This window comes from Bdellovibrio sp. HCB-162, assembly GCF_047344985.1.
Classification (GTDB): Bacteria; Bdellovibrionota; Bdellovibrionia; order Bdellovibrionales; family Bdellovibrionaceae; genus Bdellovibrio.
Genome location: NZ_CP178861.1, coordinates 3,645,123 through 3,658,224 on the forward strand (window position 1 = coordinate 3,645,123; position 13,102 = coordinate 3,658,224).

A 13,102-nucleotide genomic window follows, 5' to 3' on the forward strand; every position below is an offset into this window, starting at 1 on the left:
AGCATAAAAAAAGGGACTCTTGTGGAGTCCCTTTTCAGTCGTCGAGTTTTAAAAAGCTTCTATTTATTAACGAGATAGGCGCAAAGTCACTTGGCGGACATCAAGATCACCGCGAGTGTAAAGCACGATGCTATCAGCTCCTTGGCCAAGCACGGCATTTTGTGGGCGCACAGTTTGGCGAGAGTTGTAGCGATCAACTTGCAAAGTTTGACCTTGATTGAAACCGTTGATCACTAGATCAATCAAAGCTGTGTTGTAAACCGGAGTCGCCTCAATCACGATCTCTTGAATTCTGTAACCACGGTAGCGGTACATATCGATGTATTGAGTTAGATCCAAACGATCATTTCCGTACATGCGACGAGACACATACAACGGAACATCGATGCCACGGCCAGGACGACCTGGGCGCTCAACGCGATCATTATCTAACAAGTTGATTGTGATAGATGCGATCTCTGCATTTCCACGAACAGACAATTGAAGTGAACGAACGTCTTCACCGATCACAGCTCTGTAACGAGGAACAAGTTGAACAGCACCTTGTGGAGAATAAGCCGTATCTTCTTCACGACCATCCGCAAGCAAAGAAACTTCCGCTTGAGGACCGCTGCGACGAACATCGACGATCACAGATTGAATTGTGTAACCGCGATAATTTTCACCGATACCAGCCAATTGACGAAGAGCCAAAGTTTCGTTGGAAACTCTGCGATTTAGATAAATAATTTTTTGCTCTTGGCGACCGTTTTGGAATCCGCCGTTTCCGATTCCACCAATGCCACCGTTCCCGAAGTCATCTTGTCCTGGAAATGGATTGCCTGGTTGAAAACCACCATCATCTGGATAGGGAGCTGGTTCCGCAGGACGAGGTCCTCCTGGAACAATGTAAGCACCCGCAGAAATTGAAGTAAGAGTGATGGCTGCAAAAGCGATTAATAAAGAGTTTTTTAGAGTCATTCTGTCCCCCAAAGGTTTTGGTAGTTCCCCACCTCTCCCTTAAGCAACTCGTGTACCAACCGTTTCTGGGACAATTCGACACCACTCACACGAGCACTTTTTCTTTGTTTGTTAAATAACTGCCGGAAGGGGCCTCTGCCGCAAGGACAGCACAAGGCAGCAGAGGCCATGGATGGCCGTGCCCCTGGAGGAAGTTATTTAACAAACAAAGAAAAAGGGCCACAGCTTGGAGGTCTGTGGCCCTAAACATAGGAACGCTATGGAACAAATTAGGAACTATTTCAAATTATCGTCAGTAAGATCAATGAGAGGTTTAATTTTTCTCATGAACGTTACAAGGAACTGGTCTTGAGCATAAGAGCCGCGTTTTCTCATTTTCAAAGCCAAACGCACTTGCCCCAAACCGTTGTTTGCGACCATGCGAGCTTCACCGATCGTGTTCGCAAGGTTCAATTTTGTATTATCTAAAGAGATCAAATCCAAAGTGTCTTCTTGATCTTTCGCGATACGAGAAAGATTGATGTTCACACCAGTACCCGCTTCAGGAGCCAGCAATGGACCTGCGAAGGCAAGAAGTTCGTTGTTTGCTGTCTTCATAGAAAGAGCCACACCTGAACGACCGTTCACAACTTCAAATGAACTCATGCGAACAGTTTTGATTCTTTCAGGAACATTCAAACCTTGAATCGTTGAACGGATGATGTCTCTCAAACCAAGATACTCTGGGTTGCTAGAGTATTCGCCTGGAAGTTGGAAGTACAAATCAGCCGCAGAATTTCTGAACACCACGTTGATGATCGCACTTGATGGAGATGTTCCGATTTTAAGTCTCACGAAAGTAGTTTCACAACCACCGTCAAGATCCATGCACTTCAAAGTTCCTTCAAGAGCGCGAGAACCTGTCGACTTCTCACCGTTACCAGCGCGCACAGATCTTAATGGAGATGCATAACCACCATTAGAACTTGCACCAGCAACATTATAAACTTTAACGTCGTTACCTTCTTGAACTTTCAGAGTAACAATCGCATCACCTGACATTCCATCGACTGTCATTTTCGCAGACAACACAGAAGAAGCGGCTTCTAAATTTGCACGACGAGTTTCGTAACCTACTTTTTCATTACGTGCTCTTAAATAATTCAAAAGATCATCAGTAGAAGAAGAAGTATAAACAAGACCATCTGACGTCACGCCACCGGTCATGCGTTTAGATAAATTATCACGAGTCGCATTGCCTGGATCATTCGTGCGATAGTCAGGAGGCAATTGATTAGAACCCGGAGCCGGAGCTGGACGAGTGTCTACCACTGGAGGAGTTGTTGGCTTCGGTGGCTGAGTTGGAGCCGTCGGAGCTGTTGGAGGAAGAGGCAGTGGATTTGGTTGTTGAGTTGAACCACCTGGCGTTGGCTTTCTAGGCTCTGGAATTGGTTCAGGAAGTGGTGGATTAGAATCATCAGGTCTATTCGGATCAGGAAGACCACCACCGATTTGACCGTTCGTATTTGCTTCACCTGTTTTTTTCGCATTCTCTGGTGGAGCTGAAATAACATCTTTTTTCTTACCGCACGCACTTAACGTCAAAGTCGCTAACAAAGCGGCCGTAATCAATGTGTGCTTTTGAAGCATTGGTAACATTAGAAACCTCCAAGTATTCTGTCGCTGGACCATTAAGCAAGCCTCGGGCCAATATTCGTCACCCCTCATCAGGGCTTGTATTGCAATACGGTTACGTTTTAGACTCTGCTTTGGAAGGAATTACATGCCTGTACAACAATTCGGCGAGCTCATCAGCGACCCACAAAAACTAACAAGACATATTATTAAGGTGATTCTTACGTCGCTCTCGCTAGCGGTTGTTGCTGGATATTTCTTTGATCAAAAGTTCTCTGCTTTTTTCGCCGAGCCTTCTATTAGAGATACTTTCCGTGGACCTGCACGCATCCTCACGGACATTGGCCTTTCAGAATATTATTTTGTTTTGGCTTTAGCGACTTGGGCTTTTGCGAAGTGGGTGGCGCCGCGTATTTCTGCACTTAAAAAACACGCTAACAGAGTCGATTTCTACCGTCGTTGGGGATTGAATTTTTTTGTAGCCCTGATTGTGTCAGGCTTAATTACTCACATTATTAAGTTCACAGCGGGACGCCAAAGACCTCACAAGACACCGAACTTTGATCCGTTTGTTTTTAATCCCTTTACGACTCACTGGCACTGGCATTCGTTTTCATCTGGCCACTCGCAAGTGATCTTTACGGCGGCAACAATGATGAGTGTCGCGTTTCCAAGATTTCGTTGGTTCTGGATTCCCTTTGCGATGCTGATTTGTGTGACACGCATTGTGGTTCACGATCATTTCTTGAGCGATATTATTTTTGGTGCTTGTGTGGGTTACGTGGGAACTTTGCTAGCCCTGAGCCTTATGCGCACAAAAACGCAAAACGGTCTTTACTGATTTTCCGATAAAAATTCGACGAGGTATTGAGATTCTTTTAAAGACTTCATGATGTCTTTATAGTTCTCAATATACCTTTCAACTAAAGACCAAAAGCGATTTGAATGATCCATGTGTTGAAGATGCGCAAGCTCATGCACAATCACATAGTCGATAATCTCTTGAGGGAAGACGATCAAACGCCAATTCAGGTTGATAATTCCTTTTGAAGAACAACTTCCCCAACGCGTTCTTTGTTCGCGGTATTTTACTTGCGAAGGTCTAAGATTCATCTGTTCAGACCAAAACGTGAGTCGTTCGTTGAGAAAATTCACGGCTTCTCTTTTATAGAAATGACGGATCTCTTTAAGAGCTGTCGGATGTTCTTCAATAAGAGAGTTCGCGCTCCACTCATTGCGCGGAATATGCAAAAGCAAATGGTCATCCGTCACAGAGACAAAAGGTTTTTTGTGAAGCGTGATTACGACTTTAAGTTTCCTGTCTTTTCCCAAAAACGGAAAATCTTCATAGGCCTTGATTTTCTTTTCAGGAAACTTTTCTGCGATTTCAGAAAACTTATCAAAGGTCTTTTCGATCCAGTCTTTTTTGACCATCAAAAAGTCCACGATCATTTTTTGCGACGTGCTTTTAGAAGCCATCACTTTGATCGGTTTATTAGGATAAAGATAAATAGAAACCGAGCGACGAAAAGGTCGTCGATGCACTTCTACAGGCCATTTTGAGAAGAGAAAGGTTTCTTTGCCGCTCATCAAGTCAGAGAATGACTTAACCACCAAAAACTGGCAAGTTGGGAAAAAGGTACCTGGTACCTTTTTTCGAGGCGGAAATGGATAAAAGCTCTTCTTTCTATAGTTTAGACCCAGAAAAAGTTCTGCAAGCCGCGGAAAATGCGGGCTTTTATCCGACGGGCGAGTTCACGCAACTCAATTCCTATGAAAATCGCGTTTTTGATATCAAGTTAGAACAGTCGATTGACTCGACGTCTTTAAATAAAAACGTGATTGCAAAATTCTATCGTCCGCACCGCTGGAGCAAAGAAGCGATTTTAGAGGAACATGAGTTTCTTCTATCTTTGAAGAATGAAGGCATTCCTGCAGTCGCGCCGCTTTTCCAAGGACATGACAGTACGATTTCTGAAGTCGACGGAATGTTCGTTGCCTTTTTCCCAAAAGTTTTAGGAAGAATGCCGCAGGAGTTTTTAACGGGCGAACTTCATAAAGTCGGTCGCTTGATGGCGCAAGTTCATAATGTGGGAGCAAGGAAATCAGCTCCGCACCGTCCGGTTCTGGATACAAGTTATTACGGCGGATGGACCACGCTTGATTTCTTGCAAGACTGGGTGACGCCAGAACTGCGCGAGCGCTACACAGTCGCAGCAGAAGATATTTTGTTTGCGATTGATGATCTTTTTGATCCGTCTGAATTTATTCGTATTCATGGCGACTGTCATAAAGGAAATCTTTTAAACAACGGCAAAGAATTTTTCTTGGTCGACTTTGATGATTTTGTAAATGGCCCCGTCATTCAGGATTTCTGGATGTTGCTTTCAGGCGACGCTGACATGCTGGATGAAGAAAAATCCCAGATCATTGAAGGCTATGAAGAACTTCGCGAGTTCCCCGATCATCAGTGGTCGTGGATTCCGCTTTTGCGCGGCTTAAGAATTATTTCCTACGCCGGGTGGATTGCAAAACGCTGGGAAGATCCAAGCTTCCCCCGTCTTTTCCCCGAATTTAATACCTTTAGATATTGGGCGGAAGAGGTGGAAGCTCTTGAAAAGATCGCGTGGCAGATTCAAGGATGAGCTAAGAACCAATTCGTAATTAATTCCGGCGCTTCATCAATCCATTGATGTCTTGCGGTCACATCGACGAAGGCTTCTGTTTCAATACCGGCCGCTTTCAATCTTTCATGGTATTCCAACATTGTCGTAACAGGAACCACGGTATCAAGTTCTCCGTGCAGGAATAAAGTCGGCGGATGATTTTCAGGAATTTGCTCTGGCACAAAACACAAAGGGCCTTTGCAGTTGGCGTAGGAAGCAGATTCTACGGCCAGCGCTTTAAATGTTCCCGGGAAAGTCACAGCCATGCGGCTGGAATGATAACCGCCACTGGAAATGCCTGTGGCGTAAAGACGTTTTATATTGAGTTTCCCAAAAGTCCCCGCCTTCATTTGTTTTAAAAGTTCTTCGACGAAATAGAAATCTTCAGAAGTTTCGTAAGTCACGCCAATGATGTTTGTCATCCATGCAACTCCGCTAATTGCTGGTGGAGCAATCACCGCAAATCCATGATCAAGTAAAGACTGAATCAAGCGAATCTCATTGTAACCACCAAAAGGCATTAAACGCTGACGAGAAAATTCCACTTCAAAGAAACTACCTTGATAGATCACCACTGTCGGCCAACCACCGCGGGGAGTTTTTCCCTCGGGTACGGAGTATTTCACGGCGCGAGTGAGATGAGGTCCTGCGATATCTACAGACTTTGAAGGACACGTAATACGATCAAGCATTCCCGTTGTTGTACACATAGATTCTTTTGCTTGCACATTTACGGTTACAATCAAAACACCTGCAATTCTCAAAATCCAGTTCTTCATAAGCCTCTCCTACGAAGCAGTTGACGGACTTCTCTAAGCATTGTCAAAAGCACTTCTGAAGATTCAACCTTCTCTTGGTAATTACCGACCCCACACTGCGCGCACGCACTTTATCCACATATCCACATTTTCATTCACTGAGAAAATTCGCGCAGAAAAAATCTTTCATAATCTTAAATTTAGTATTTGTATAATTCATATATTTTCATTTATTATCATTTTTAATGAGTTTACTCAGCCCTTCCCTTGAAGCTTTCTGGGCCGTCGTCCAAAAGGGCACGGTCCTGGAAGCGGCTAAAATGGTGGATCTCACCCAGACTGGGGTGACACAAAGAATCCGGAGCTTGGAAAAGCAACTGGGTGTGACACTATTTACCCGCTCCAGAAAAGGAATGCGTTTAACAAGTGAAGGGGAATCGTTGCTTCGCTACGTTCAAGCGGCGCGCGATTTAGAAGGAGAAACTCTTTCGACTCTTGGAGGAAAGAAAATCACCGTGCAGGAAATCTGCATCAGTGGTTCTTCAGCACTCATGCGCTCAAGGATTATTCCGAAAGCCAGTGGGGTGATGAAAAAGTATTCGCAACTTCGGGTGCGCTTTGATCTTTCAGACTCTGAAAGTGTGATAGGAAAATTAAAATCAGGCTTTGCTCAAATTGGCGCCCTTCCCGTAAACCAAGTGGGCAAAGAGCTTGATTCCAAAACCCTGTCGCCAGAGCGCTACTATCTTTTCGCTTCAACAGCGTGGAAGAAAAGAAAGCTTGAAGATATTTTTGCGAAAGAATCCATTGTTGATTTTGATCCGAACGATAACGTCACTTTGGATCTTCTAAAAAAATATAAAATCACAAAAATTTCTAAGCATCGCCATTATGCAAACAATATCGATGCACTGGCTTCACTCGTTGTCGATGGCGTCGGCTTTTCCGCTCTGACAGAGGAATTCGCGCGACCGTTTGTGAAAAGCGGATCTCTATTCTGCTTAAGTCCCGAGATGCATCTTGATTCTGCTGTGGCACTGGCGTGGTATCCGCGCTCTGAAATGCCGCCGTACTTTAAAAGCCTGCTCGAAGCGCTGACAAAAAAATCTTAGAAACAAATTTAAATCGTTATGGTGATATTTGCGTGAACGCAGTTCCATCGTGGAACTAGCCACCACAAAGAATTTCAAAAATATTAGTTTACTTTTTATGCAACTTCTCCGATATTGGAAATAACTCTAATGAAAGGAGGCCATCATGATTATGATGAACATTAAAAATCTAATTCAATCCGAACTATCTCTAGTGAACGGACACGACGTGGCCTCCACCGGTCAATTCTAGCTACGTACAAAGTTTCAATTCACTACATTAGTTAACTATTAATCCCAAGTTTTTAAAAACTTGCTCTACGCTTGTTTTTCATTCTTGGTCTTAACCCAAAAAAACTTAAAACAGTTCTCGCATGAGTTCTATTCAGCGGCCTTTTGAATAGCGCTTTTGCGAGCATTATCAATCCTGAGGAGGAAGCTATGAACGCATTATTGCGTAAGAAAAAAGAATGGGAATTCCAAAACGAGCGATATTTATTGAAGCTCGTTGAAGCCTCAGCTGATGTGTCTGTCGAAAGCGTAAAAAGGGCCGGTCTTGTAACAAGCTTCCTCGCGTACCTAGTGTACAAATTCTTAGGAGGAATGCTTGCAATAGCATCTGCTATTTTTAGAGGACCGCAACTTGTGCGCTACACATGTCCACAACGTGTCTTTGAGACTGTGGATGTATCGACTCATCGGCTTGAATCCCAAATAAAGAATCCCTATTCCTGGAGGTAATTCTTTTGGGGGGACCCCTCGGGTCCCCTGTTTTAAAGAGCCTTTTGACCTAACTCAAAAACCTTTTGAAGATATTTTTTAATATCTTCCGGCTTTCTATTTTTTATCGAATCAAATTGTGTAACGTTGACAGGTTTAATTCCGCAAAACTCAAGCACACCTTTTTTCATTGTGCGAATGGCGGGGTCCCAATTCATTACAAGATTCCACAACCAAGGAGCATCGGTTGTAAGAATAATTCTCCCCGTGCGGCCGGACAACAATTTATCCCAGAACGGATCTGTTTTGTGATATTTGAAAGCGAAGCCTGGCAATAAGACTCTATCTAAGAATCCTTTTAGTAAAGCAGGAAGAGAGCTCCACCAAATCGGATACACAAAGACTAAGTGTTCCGCCCAGAGAATATCTTTTTGTGCTTGAATTAAGTCTGGCTCGAGATCTTGAATCTTTAAATAACCTTTGTGCAAAATCGGATCGAAAGAAAGCTGTGATAAATGCACGAGCTTTATTTCATGTCCCGCTTGTTCAGCTCCTTTGGCGTAGTTAGCGGCCAGTGAAGCACAAAGACTTTCTGCATTGGGATGTCCATTGATAACTAAAATCTTTTTCCTCACAGAACACCTCCGACATAAAGAGCCGTTATAAAAAGAATCTGCATTAATCCCCTTTGCAAGGCCGGCTGCGGTTTTGTTCCGCGGAACGAAATATTATTTTTTGCGGCGTAATAGTTCGCTGGGAACATGACGACCAAAAGACCTATGAGAGCCCATGCGGCATAATGTCGTGTTCTCGGGTCCATTAGGTCAATCGCACCTAAAATCTCAACGACGCCGGTAAAATACACCCAAAACATTTTACCCGGAATCATCGGAGGAATCATTTTGGCAAATTCATGACGAAGTGGTGTGAAATGACTGACGCCTGCAAAAAGAAACATCTGGATCATGATCCATAAAGGAACTTCGCTCCATGTCGTTAAGAGTCCAAAGCCTCTGGCCAGAAAAGCTACTACGGAAAACAAGATCAACATACGGTAAAAGGCATTTAGTCTTCTCATGTAACCAATGTTAACATTAATGTGACCGTTGTAAACATAGAAAAAGTCTGCTAGGCTTTTTTTCATGGTTAAGTCGTATCATCATGGCGACCTGAAAAGTGCCGCCATTAAAAAGACAGTTGAAGTCATTCAGAAAAAAGGCGAAGTCGATTTTACGTTACGGGAAATCGCCAAAAGCCTCAAAGTGAGCCACACAGCCGTTTACCGACATTTTAAATCGAAACAAGATTTGCTTTCTTATATTGCCGAAGAAGGTTTTTTAGCTTTGATGCAGGCTTTTGAAAAAGAACTTCTCCACGCACGCACTCCCCGACAAAAACTTCAGGCGTCGGGCCGCGCTTATATCGAATTTGCTCTGCAGAATCCCGGACACTACCGAAGCATGTTCCATCAAGAGCTTCGTTGCTCAAAAGAACAACGAAAAGAACTTGATGAAATCGGCGCCAAAGCTTTTAGTTCTTTGCTAGATATTCTTCAAGAAGGAATGAAGGCACATGTTTTTAAAAAAGAAGATCCACTTTCAGTAGCCCGTTCTATTTGGGCAAGCATTCATGGATTTTCGATTTTGCTTTTAGACGGACAATTTCAAAGTGTGAAATCTAAGAACGATACGAAGAATGCTATTGATCAGCATTTGGATTTTTTAGAGCGAGCAGTTCTAAAATAGCGGCCCGCACGGCGAACCGCTTTCAAGATTATTTCGACTGTTGATATAAAGGCATGACCTTTGGAATCAAAGCAGAGATGTTTTTAATACGAGTTTCATCCGCCGGATGCGTACTTAAAAACTCAGGCGGTTTTCCTCCACCTGCAGAGGCCATCTTCTTCCACAAAGTGACAGCTTCTTGTGGGTTGTAACCAGCACGAGCCATCAACTCAAGACCAATGTCGTCTGCTTCAGACTCTTGTCCACGACTGTGCGGCAAAGAAACAGCGAGTGTTGTGATTTGATCAGCAAGACCCACATATTTAGGATCTACTTTACCCGTTAGCAAAACAGCTTGAGCAATGCCACCTTTGATCAACTCCTCTGACATTCTTTCACGACCATGTTCACGCAAAGCATGTGCGATTTCATGACCCATGATCGCTGCGATTTCACCGTCTGTCAGTTTCAGCTGATCAATGATGCCAGAATAAAACATGATCTTTCCACCAGGCATGCAGTAGGCATTCAGCTCTTTTGATGTAATCACATGAACTTCCCACGCCCAAGAAGGCGCATCACTACGGAAAGTCGCTGTTTGCGGAATGATTTTACGGGCTATCGCTTGGACTCTTTGCACTTGTTGTGGATTTTTGTCCAGTAGACCTTTTTTCTGAGCTTCCTCTTTGGTCTGCACGTACGCTTGTGCGGACATAGAAACGATTTGCTCACTTGGAACAAGAAGGAGCTGACGGCGCTCTACGCCGATAGCTCCTTGTTCAGTGGAAGTTACGCATGAAACTAAAAATGCTGAAATGACAAAAATAAACTTTTTCATAAGCCAAATCTAACGAGATTTAGCATAAAGATCAACGGACGAGTTTATTTAACAGAGTCATCTCCACTCAGCTCATCGTCCCCATTGTCATCGCGTCCCAGGTTCGATTCTGATTTTAAGCCCTTCGTAAAACATGTGTATAAATCCGCAGCCGAGGCATCAATAGAAGGACATGGATTCACGGTTGGGAAACGATTGTTTTCGTCAATGTCAGTTGTCGTTGTAATTCCTGAAAAATTCATCTTCTTAAAGAGGTTCGCAACCTGAATACTCATTAACACATTGGAGTTATCCGACAAAGTCACTCCATTAGGGCCGGCCAATTCAAATTCATAACCTTCACGACTTGAAATTGTAAAATCATGGCCGCTGATCGAGCCCTTCCAATAAATACTTTTATTCAACAATGCCGGAGGAGCCGTGTTTGGCAGCGTATCTGCATTGTGAAGTTTCATTTTTACTCTGCGAAGAGTTGCCGTTGGCACACGCACCTGCCCCAAAGATTCTGGCGTCGGCGTTAGTATGTTTACCACATAGGGACCTTCGTAGCTGACGCTGTCTCCATCAACTTCACCGGCATCTGGTGTTTCCGACGGTTTAAATTCCACCGATCTCACGACCATCCATGCTTCTGAAAGATTGATTGTGACGCCATTGGAATCCACCAGCGAAGGAGGCGGCAATGCCATCGCTGGTTTCATTATTTGATACAGCCAAGGCGACACAAAACTCGGACGATGAAACGCCACCGTCGCCGGAGACGAAGAACCCGCAATCTTAAAGTTGATCAACGGATTGCCTGTGGTCGTACCACCTTCACTGGTCTTTTGACATCCGCCCAGCCCCACCGCCAGCGGTAACAAAACAAGCAAGATTTTCTTCATACAACTATTCTCCCACATCTTCGCTCAAGGAAGATTTCTTTTTTGTGAGCGGAAATGCTGTTAGCTCAATATGATATACTTCCATATCCGCAGAGTGTGCTTTATTATCCACAATCTCGACCTCTCCAATTGTTTCTTTGAGTAGAGATTGAACTTTTTCAAACTGTTTCGCCGTTAGGCTGGCTGTATGACCCAAAAGAAGTCGCTCTGCTCGCGGCGTCTCCTCGATTGAAAGCTTCGCCCAATCCAACATCTGGCGATGAAATTCTCCGAGGGAAAGTTTAAACACGCCTTCTTCGCAATTCAGCTGTTTGTCGACCACGGCGTATTTTCCTTGATCGTTTTTTACGATGAATCCAAAGTTCACTAAAAACTGTAGCGCCTCTTCGATTTCTTTTTGCGAAACACGGCCGCGCAATCTTTCCTGAATCCATTCGGCCTTGCCATTAAACTCTGGCATATTCACCATTTCTCGAATCACAACGTAGTACCATCGGCTCAGATATTGATGCACTTCCAGTTCGGAGCGATTCGACTCTTTATAATCTTTCAGTTTCTGCAAATCCGTCAGCGCTTGCACACGCATCTTGGGTTCTTCGGATTCCGCAATCACTCTTAAAAGATCCAAATACTTTTCTTCTTTTGCAGATAACTTTAATAACGGTTTTATTTTTTCATACGTTCTTAATGAAAGAACGCGTTTGCGACTGAAACACATGGGAAGATAGCCAGAGGCAATCCCTGCCTCTTTTGCTACCTTCCTTAAGCTGAATCCCTTCTCTCGCTCCTTAAGATATTCAATCCAGTCTTTTAGAAACTCGAGGTAGTCATGATATTCTTGAATGTTAGGTTTCATAACTACCTCTTAGCATACTGTTAGTCTTCGACTTCGTCTTCACCGGCTTCAATTTCATGGTCTCCGTCATCATCTTTCCCGAATTTTCCGGCCTTCTCAAGTCCCTTGCGAATGCATGTATAGAGATCCGCTGCGGAACTATCAATCAAAGGACATAAGTTCACACCGGGCTGACGCGATGAAGATGTGATTGTGATATTTGAACTCACACCCGACAGATCAATCATCTTAAATAGATCAGCCAAACGAATTGTTACCAAAAGATTGGCGTTATCGTTGAGATTGATTCCACCAGCACCACTGATTTTAAATTCAGTACCGTCGTCCGCCGCGTAAGTGATTTGATTTCCTGCCACCGTCGCCTCAAAGTAGATACTGTTACCACTTAGACCCATAGGTGCTTCCGCAGGCAACGTCGCATTTTTTTCTAGCTTCATTTTAATTCGGCGATACACTCCCGTTGGAAGTTCTGCCGTTCCGAACGGAGCTGGATTTAAGGAAAGCAAGTCCACCACATAAGGTCCACGGAATTTGATTTCATCTCCATCAATTTCTGCCGCGTCTTCAGTTTCATTTGGTTTGAATTCAATTTCTTTAATCACGACCCACGCTTTATTCAAGGTCACATTGCGACCTGAAGAGTCCGTCATCGCTGGCGGAGTTAATGCCACTGCACTTGGCATAAATAAACTCATCCAAGGATGTTGGATTTTATATTTTGCCACCGTCGCCGCTTGAGACGATCCTGTCATTGAAAGCGATGTGCTTACTTTTTCCGTAGGCGCTTGTGAGCAACCTACAATGTTAAGCGCCACAAGACCTGCAATTACTGATTTCACGTTCTTTCTCATGATATCCCTCCCTGTTTTTGTCCGACTTCCTGTCTTGATGTCTGTCAGGTTGTTGGGGCATCGAACTGATTCACTGAAATCAGGATAAGTTATGGATCGGCATTTTTGAATTATTTGTTCACTTTTGTGATCACTAAAAT

Annotated in this window: 15 protein-coding genes; 5 read left to right on the forward strand and 10 right to left on the reverse strand. The window is 43.8% G+C overall.

Going from position 1 to position 13,102, the window contains the following annotated elements; all coding sequences use genetic code 11:
* Positions 1-66: 66 nt before the first annotated feature.
* Together ACLSSO_RS17595 and ACLSSO_RS17600 are read right to left on the reverse strand one after the other, a co-directional pair.
* Positions 67-960, reverse strand: coding sequence for a hypothetical protein (locus tag ACLSSO_RS17595; protein ID WP_295902181.1), 894 nt, complete (start codon positions 958-960; stop codon positions 67-69).
* 276 nt (positions 961-1,236) lie between these two features.
* A complete protein-coding gene (locus ACLSSO_RS17600) occupies positions 1,237-2,598 on the reverse strand; it encodes a hypothetical protein (protein ID WP_413943596.1) in 1,362 nt (453 codons plus the stop codon).
* A 124-nt stretch (positions 2,599-2,722) separates the two neighbouring features.
* On the opposite strand from ACLSSO_RS17600, the gene ACLSSO_RS17605 reads away from it, so the two are divergent.
* Entirely contained in the window at positions 2,723-3,415 is a 693-nt protein-coding gene (locus ACLSSO_RS17605) for a phosphatase PAP2 family protein (RefSeq protein ID WP_413943597.1), read from the forward strand.
* On the opposite strand, the gene ACLSSO_RS17610 is transcribed toward ACLSSO_RS17605, so the two are convergent.
* Positions 3,409-4,188: a M48 family metallopeptidase gene (locus tag ACLSSO_RS17610; protein WP_413943598.1), complete on the reverse strand. Its 780-nt coding sequence runs from the start codon at positions 4,186-4,188 to the stop codon at positions 3,409-3,411. The two genes, ACLSSO_RS17605 and ACLSSO_RS17610, sit on opposite strands and share 7 nt — an antisense overlap.
* 53 nt (positions 4,189-4,241) lie before the next feature.
* On the opposite strand from ACLSSO_RS17610, the gene ACLSSO_RS17615 reads away from it, so the two are divergent.
* Positions 4,242-5,219 (forward strand): serine/threonine protein kinase, encoded by a 978-nt coding sequence (locus tag ACLSSO_RS17615; protein ID WP_413943599.1) that lies wholly within the window; start codon positions 4,242-4,244, stop codon positions 5,217-5,219.
* Here ACLSSO_RS17615 and ACLSSO_RS17620 read toward each other — a convergent pair.
* Positions 5,210-6,019, reverse strand: coding sequence for a dipeptidyl aminopeptidase (locus ACLSSO_RS17620; protein WP_413943600.1), 810 nt, complete (start codon positions 6,017-6,019; stop codon positions 5,210-5,212). The genes ACLSSO_RS17615 and ACLSSO_RS17620 overlap by 10 nt on opposite strands.
* 224 nt (positions 6,020-6,243) lie before the next feature.
* On the opposite strand from ACLSSO_RS17620, the gene ACLSSO_RS17625 reads away from it, so the two are divergent.
* Both ACLSSO_RS17625 and ACLSSO_RS17630 read left to right on the forward strand, forming a co-directional pair.
* Complete coding sequence (locus ACLSSO_RS17625; RefSeq protein WP_413943601.1) at positions 6,244-7,110, forward strand: LysR family transcriptional regulator; 867 nt, start codon at positions 6,244-6,246, stop codon at positions 7,108-7,110.
* A gap of 420 nt (positions 7,111-7,530) precedes the next feature.
* Positions 7,531-7,830, forward strand: a complete 300-nt coding sequence (locus tag ACLSSO_RS17630; protein ID WP_413943602.1) for a hypothetical protein — start codon at positions 7,531-7,533, stop codon at positions 7,828-7,830.
* A gap of 32 nt (positions 7,831-7,862) precedes the next feature.
* Here the strand turns inward: ACLSSO_RS17630 and ACLSSO_RS17635 are convergent, their stop codons facing one another.
* Together ACLSSO_RS17635 and ACLSSO_RS17640 are read right to left on the reverse strand one after the other, a co-directional pair.
* A complete protein-coding gene (locus ACLSSO_RS17635) occupies positions 7,863-8,444 on the reverse strand; it encodes an NAD(P)H-dependent oxidoreductase (RefSeq protein ID WP_413943603.1) in 582 nt (193 codons plus the stop codon).
* A complete protein-coding gene (locus tag ACLSSO_RS17640) occupies positions 8,441-8,953 on the reverse strand; it encodes a DoxX family protein (protein ID WP_413943604.1) in 513 nt (170 codons plus the stop codon). Before ACLSSO_RS17640 ends, ACLSSO_RS17635 begins: the two co-directional genes overlap by 4 nt.
* Here ACLSSO_RS17640 and ACLSSO_RS17645 point away from each other — a divergent pair.
* Positions 8,952-9,554: a TetR/AcrR family transcriptional regulator gene (locus ACLSSO_RS17645; protein ID WP_413943605.1), complete on the forward strand. Its 603-nt coding sequence runs from the start codon at positions 8,952-8,954 to the stop codon at positions 9,552-9,554. The genes ACLSSO_RS17640 and ACLSSO_RS17645 overlap by 2 nt on opposite strands.
* 28 nt (positions 9,555-9,582) lie before the next feature.
* Here the strand turns inward: ACLSSO_RS17645 and ACLSSO_RS17650 are convergent, their stop codons facing one another.
* The 4 genes from ACLSSO_RS17650 to ACLSSO_RS17665 are packed head-to-tail and all read right to left on the reverse strand — an operon-like array spanning position 9,583 to position 12,962.
* Positions 9,583-10,371 (reverse strand): M48 family metallopeptidase, encoded by a 789-nt coding sequence (locus ACLSSO_RS17650; RefSeq protein WP_413943606.1) that lies wholly within the window; start codon positions 10,369-10,371, stop codon positions 9,583-9,585.
* A gap of 44 nt (positions 10,372-10,415) precedes the next feature.
* Positions 10,416-11,255: a hypothetical protein gene (locus tag ACLSSO_RS17655; RefSeq protein WP_413943607.1), complete on the reverse strand. Its 840-nt coding sequence runs from the start codon at positions 11,253-11,255 to the stop codon at positions 10,416-10,418.
* 4 nt (positions 11,256-11,259) lie between these two features.
* Positions 11,260-12,111 carry a DUF4423 domain-containing protein gene (locus tag ACLSSO_RS17660; RefSeq protein ID WP_295904224.1) on the reverse strand — a complete coding sequence of 284 codons (852 nt, stop codon included), beginning with the start codon at positions 12,109-12,111 and terminating at the stop codon, positions 11,260-11,262.
* Between the two features lie 20 nt (positions 12,112-12,131).
* Positions 12,132-12,962: a DUF4382 domain-containing protein gene (locus tag ACLSSO_RS17665; RefSeq protein ID WP_413943608.1), complete on the reverse strand. Its 831-nt coding sequence runs from the start codon at positions 12,960-12,962 to the stop codon at positions 12,132-12,134.
* Positions 12,963-13,102: the final 140 nt, after the last annotated feature.

What these genes read in the sequence shown, in the direction of transcription:
- ACLSSO_RS17640 (WP_413943604.1), bottom strand. Translation starts at nt 8,953, where the DNA reads ATGAAAAAAAGCCTAGCAGACTTTTTCTATGTTTACAACGGTCACATT.
- ACLSSO_RS17630 (WP_413943602.1), top strand. Translation starts at nt 7,531, where the DNA reads ATGAACGCATTATTGCGTAAGAAAAAAGAATGGGAATTCCAAAACGAG.
- ACLSSO_RS17665 (WP_413943608.1), bottom strand. Translation starts at nt 12,962, where the DNA reads ATGAGAAAGAACGTGAAATCAGTAATTGCAGGTCTTGTGGCGCTTAAC.
- ACLSSO_RS17645 (WP_413943605.1), top strand. Translation starts at nt 8,952, where the DNA reads ATGGTTAAGTCGTATCATCATGGCGACCTGAAAAGTGCCGCCATTAAA.
- ACLSSO_RS17600 (WP_413943596.1), bottom strand. Translation starts at nt 2,598, where the DNA reads ATGTTACCAATGCTTCAAAAGCACACATTGATTACGGCCGCTTTGTTA.
- ACLSSO_RS17595 (WP_295902181.1), bottom strand. Translation starts at nt 960, where the DNA reads ATGACTCTAAAAAACTCTTTATTAATCGCTTTTGCAGCCATCACTCTT.
- ACLSSO_RS17625 (WP_413943601.1), top strand. Translation starts at nt 6,244, where the DNA reads ATGAGTTTACTCAGCCCTTCCCTTGAAGCTTTCTGGGCCGTCGTCCAA.
- ACLSSO_RS17615 (WP_413943599.1), top strand. Translation starts at nt 4,242, where the DNA reads ATGGATAAAAGCTCTTCTTTCTATAGTTTAGACCCAGAAAAAGTTCTG.
- ACLSSO_RS17650 (WP_413943606.1), bottom strand. Translation starts at nt 10,371, where the DNA reads ATGAAAAAGTTTATTTTTGTCATTTCAGCATTTTTAGTTTCATGCGTA.
- ACLSSO_RS17620 (WP_413943600.1), bottom strand. Translation starts at nt 6,019, where the DNA reads ATGAAGAACTGGATTTTGAGAATTGCAGGTGTTTTGATTGTAACCGTA.
- ACLSSO_RS17605 (WP_413943597.1), top strand. Translation starts at nt 2,723, where the DNA reads ATGCCTGTACAACAATTCGGCGAGCTCATCAGCGACCCACAAAAACTA.
- ACLSSO_RS17655 (WP_413943607.1), bottom strand. Translation starts at nt 11,255, where the DNA reads ATGAAGAAAATCTTGCTTGTTTTGTTACCGCTGGCGGTGGGGCTGGGC.
- ACLSSO_RS17660 (WP_295904224.1), bottom strand. Translation starts at nt 12,111, where the DNA reads ATGAAACCTAACATTCAAGAATATCATGACTACCTCGAGTTTCTAAAA.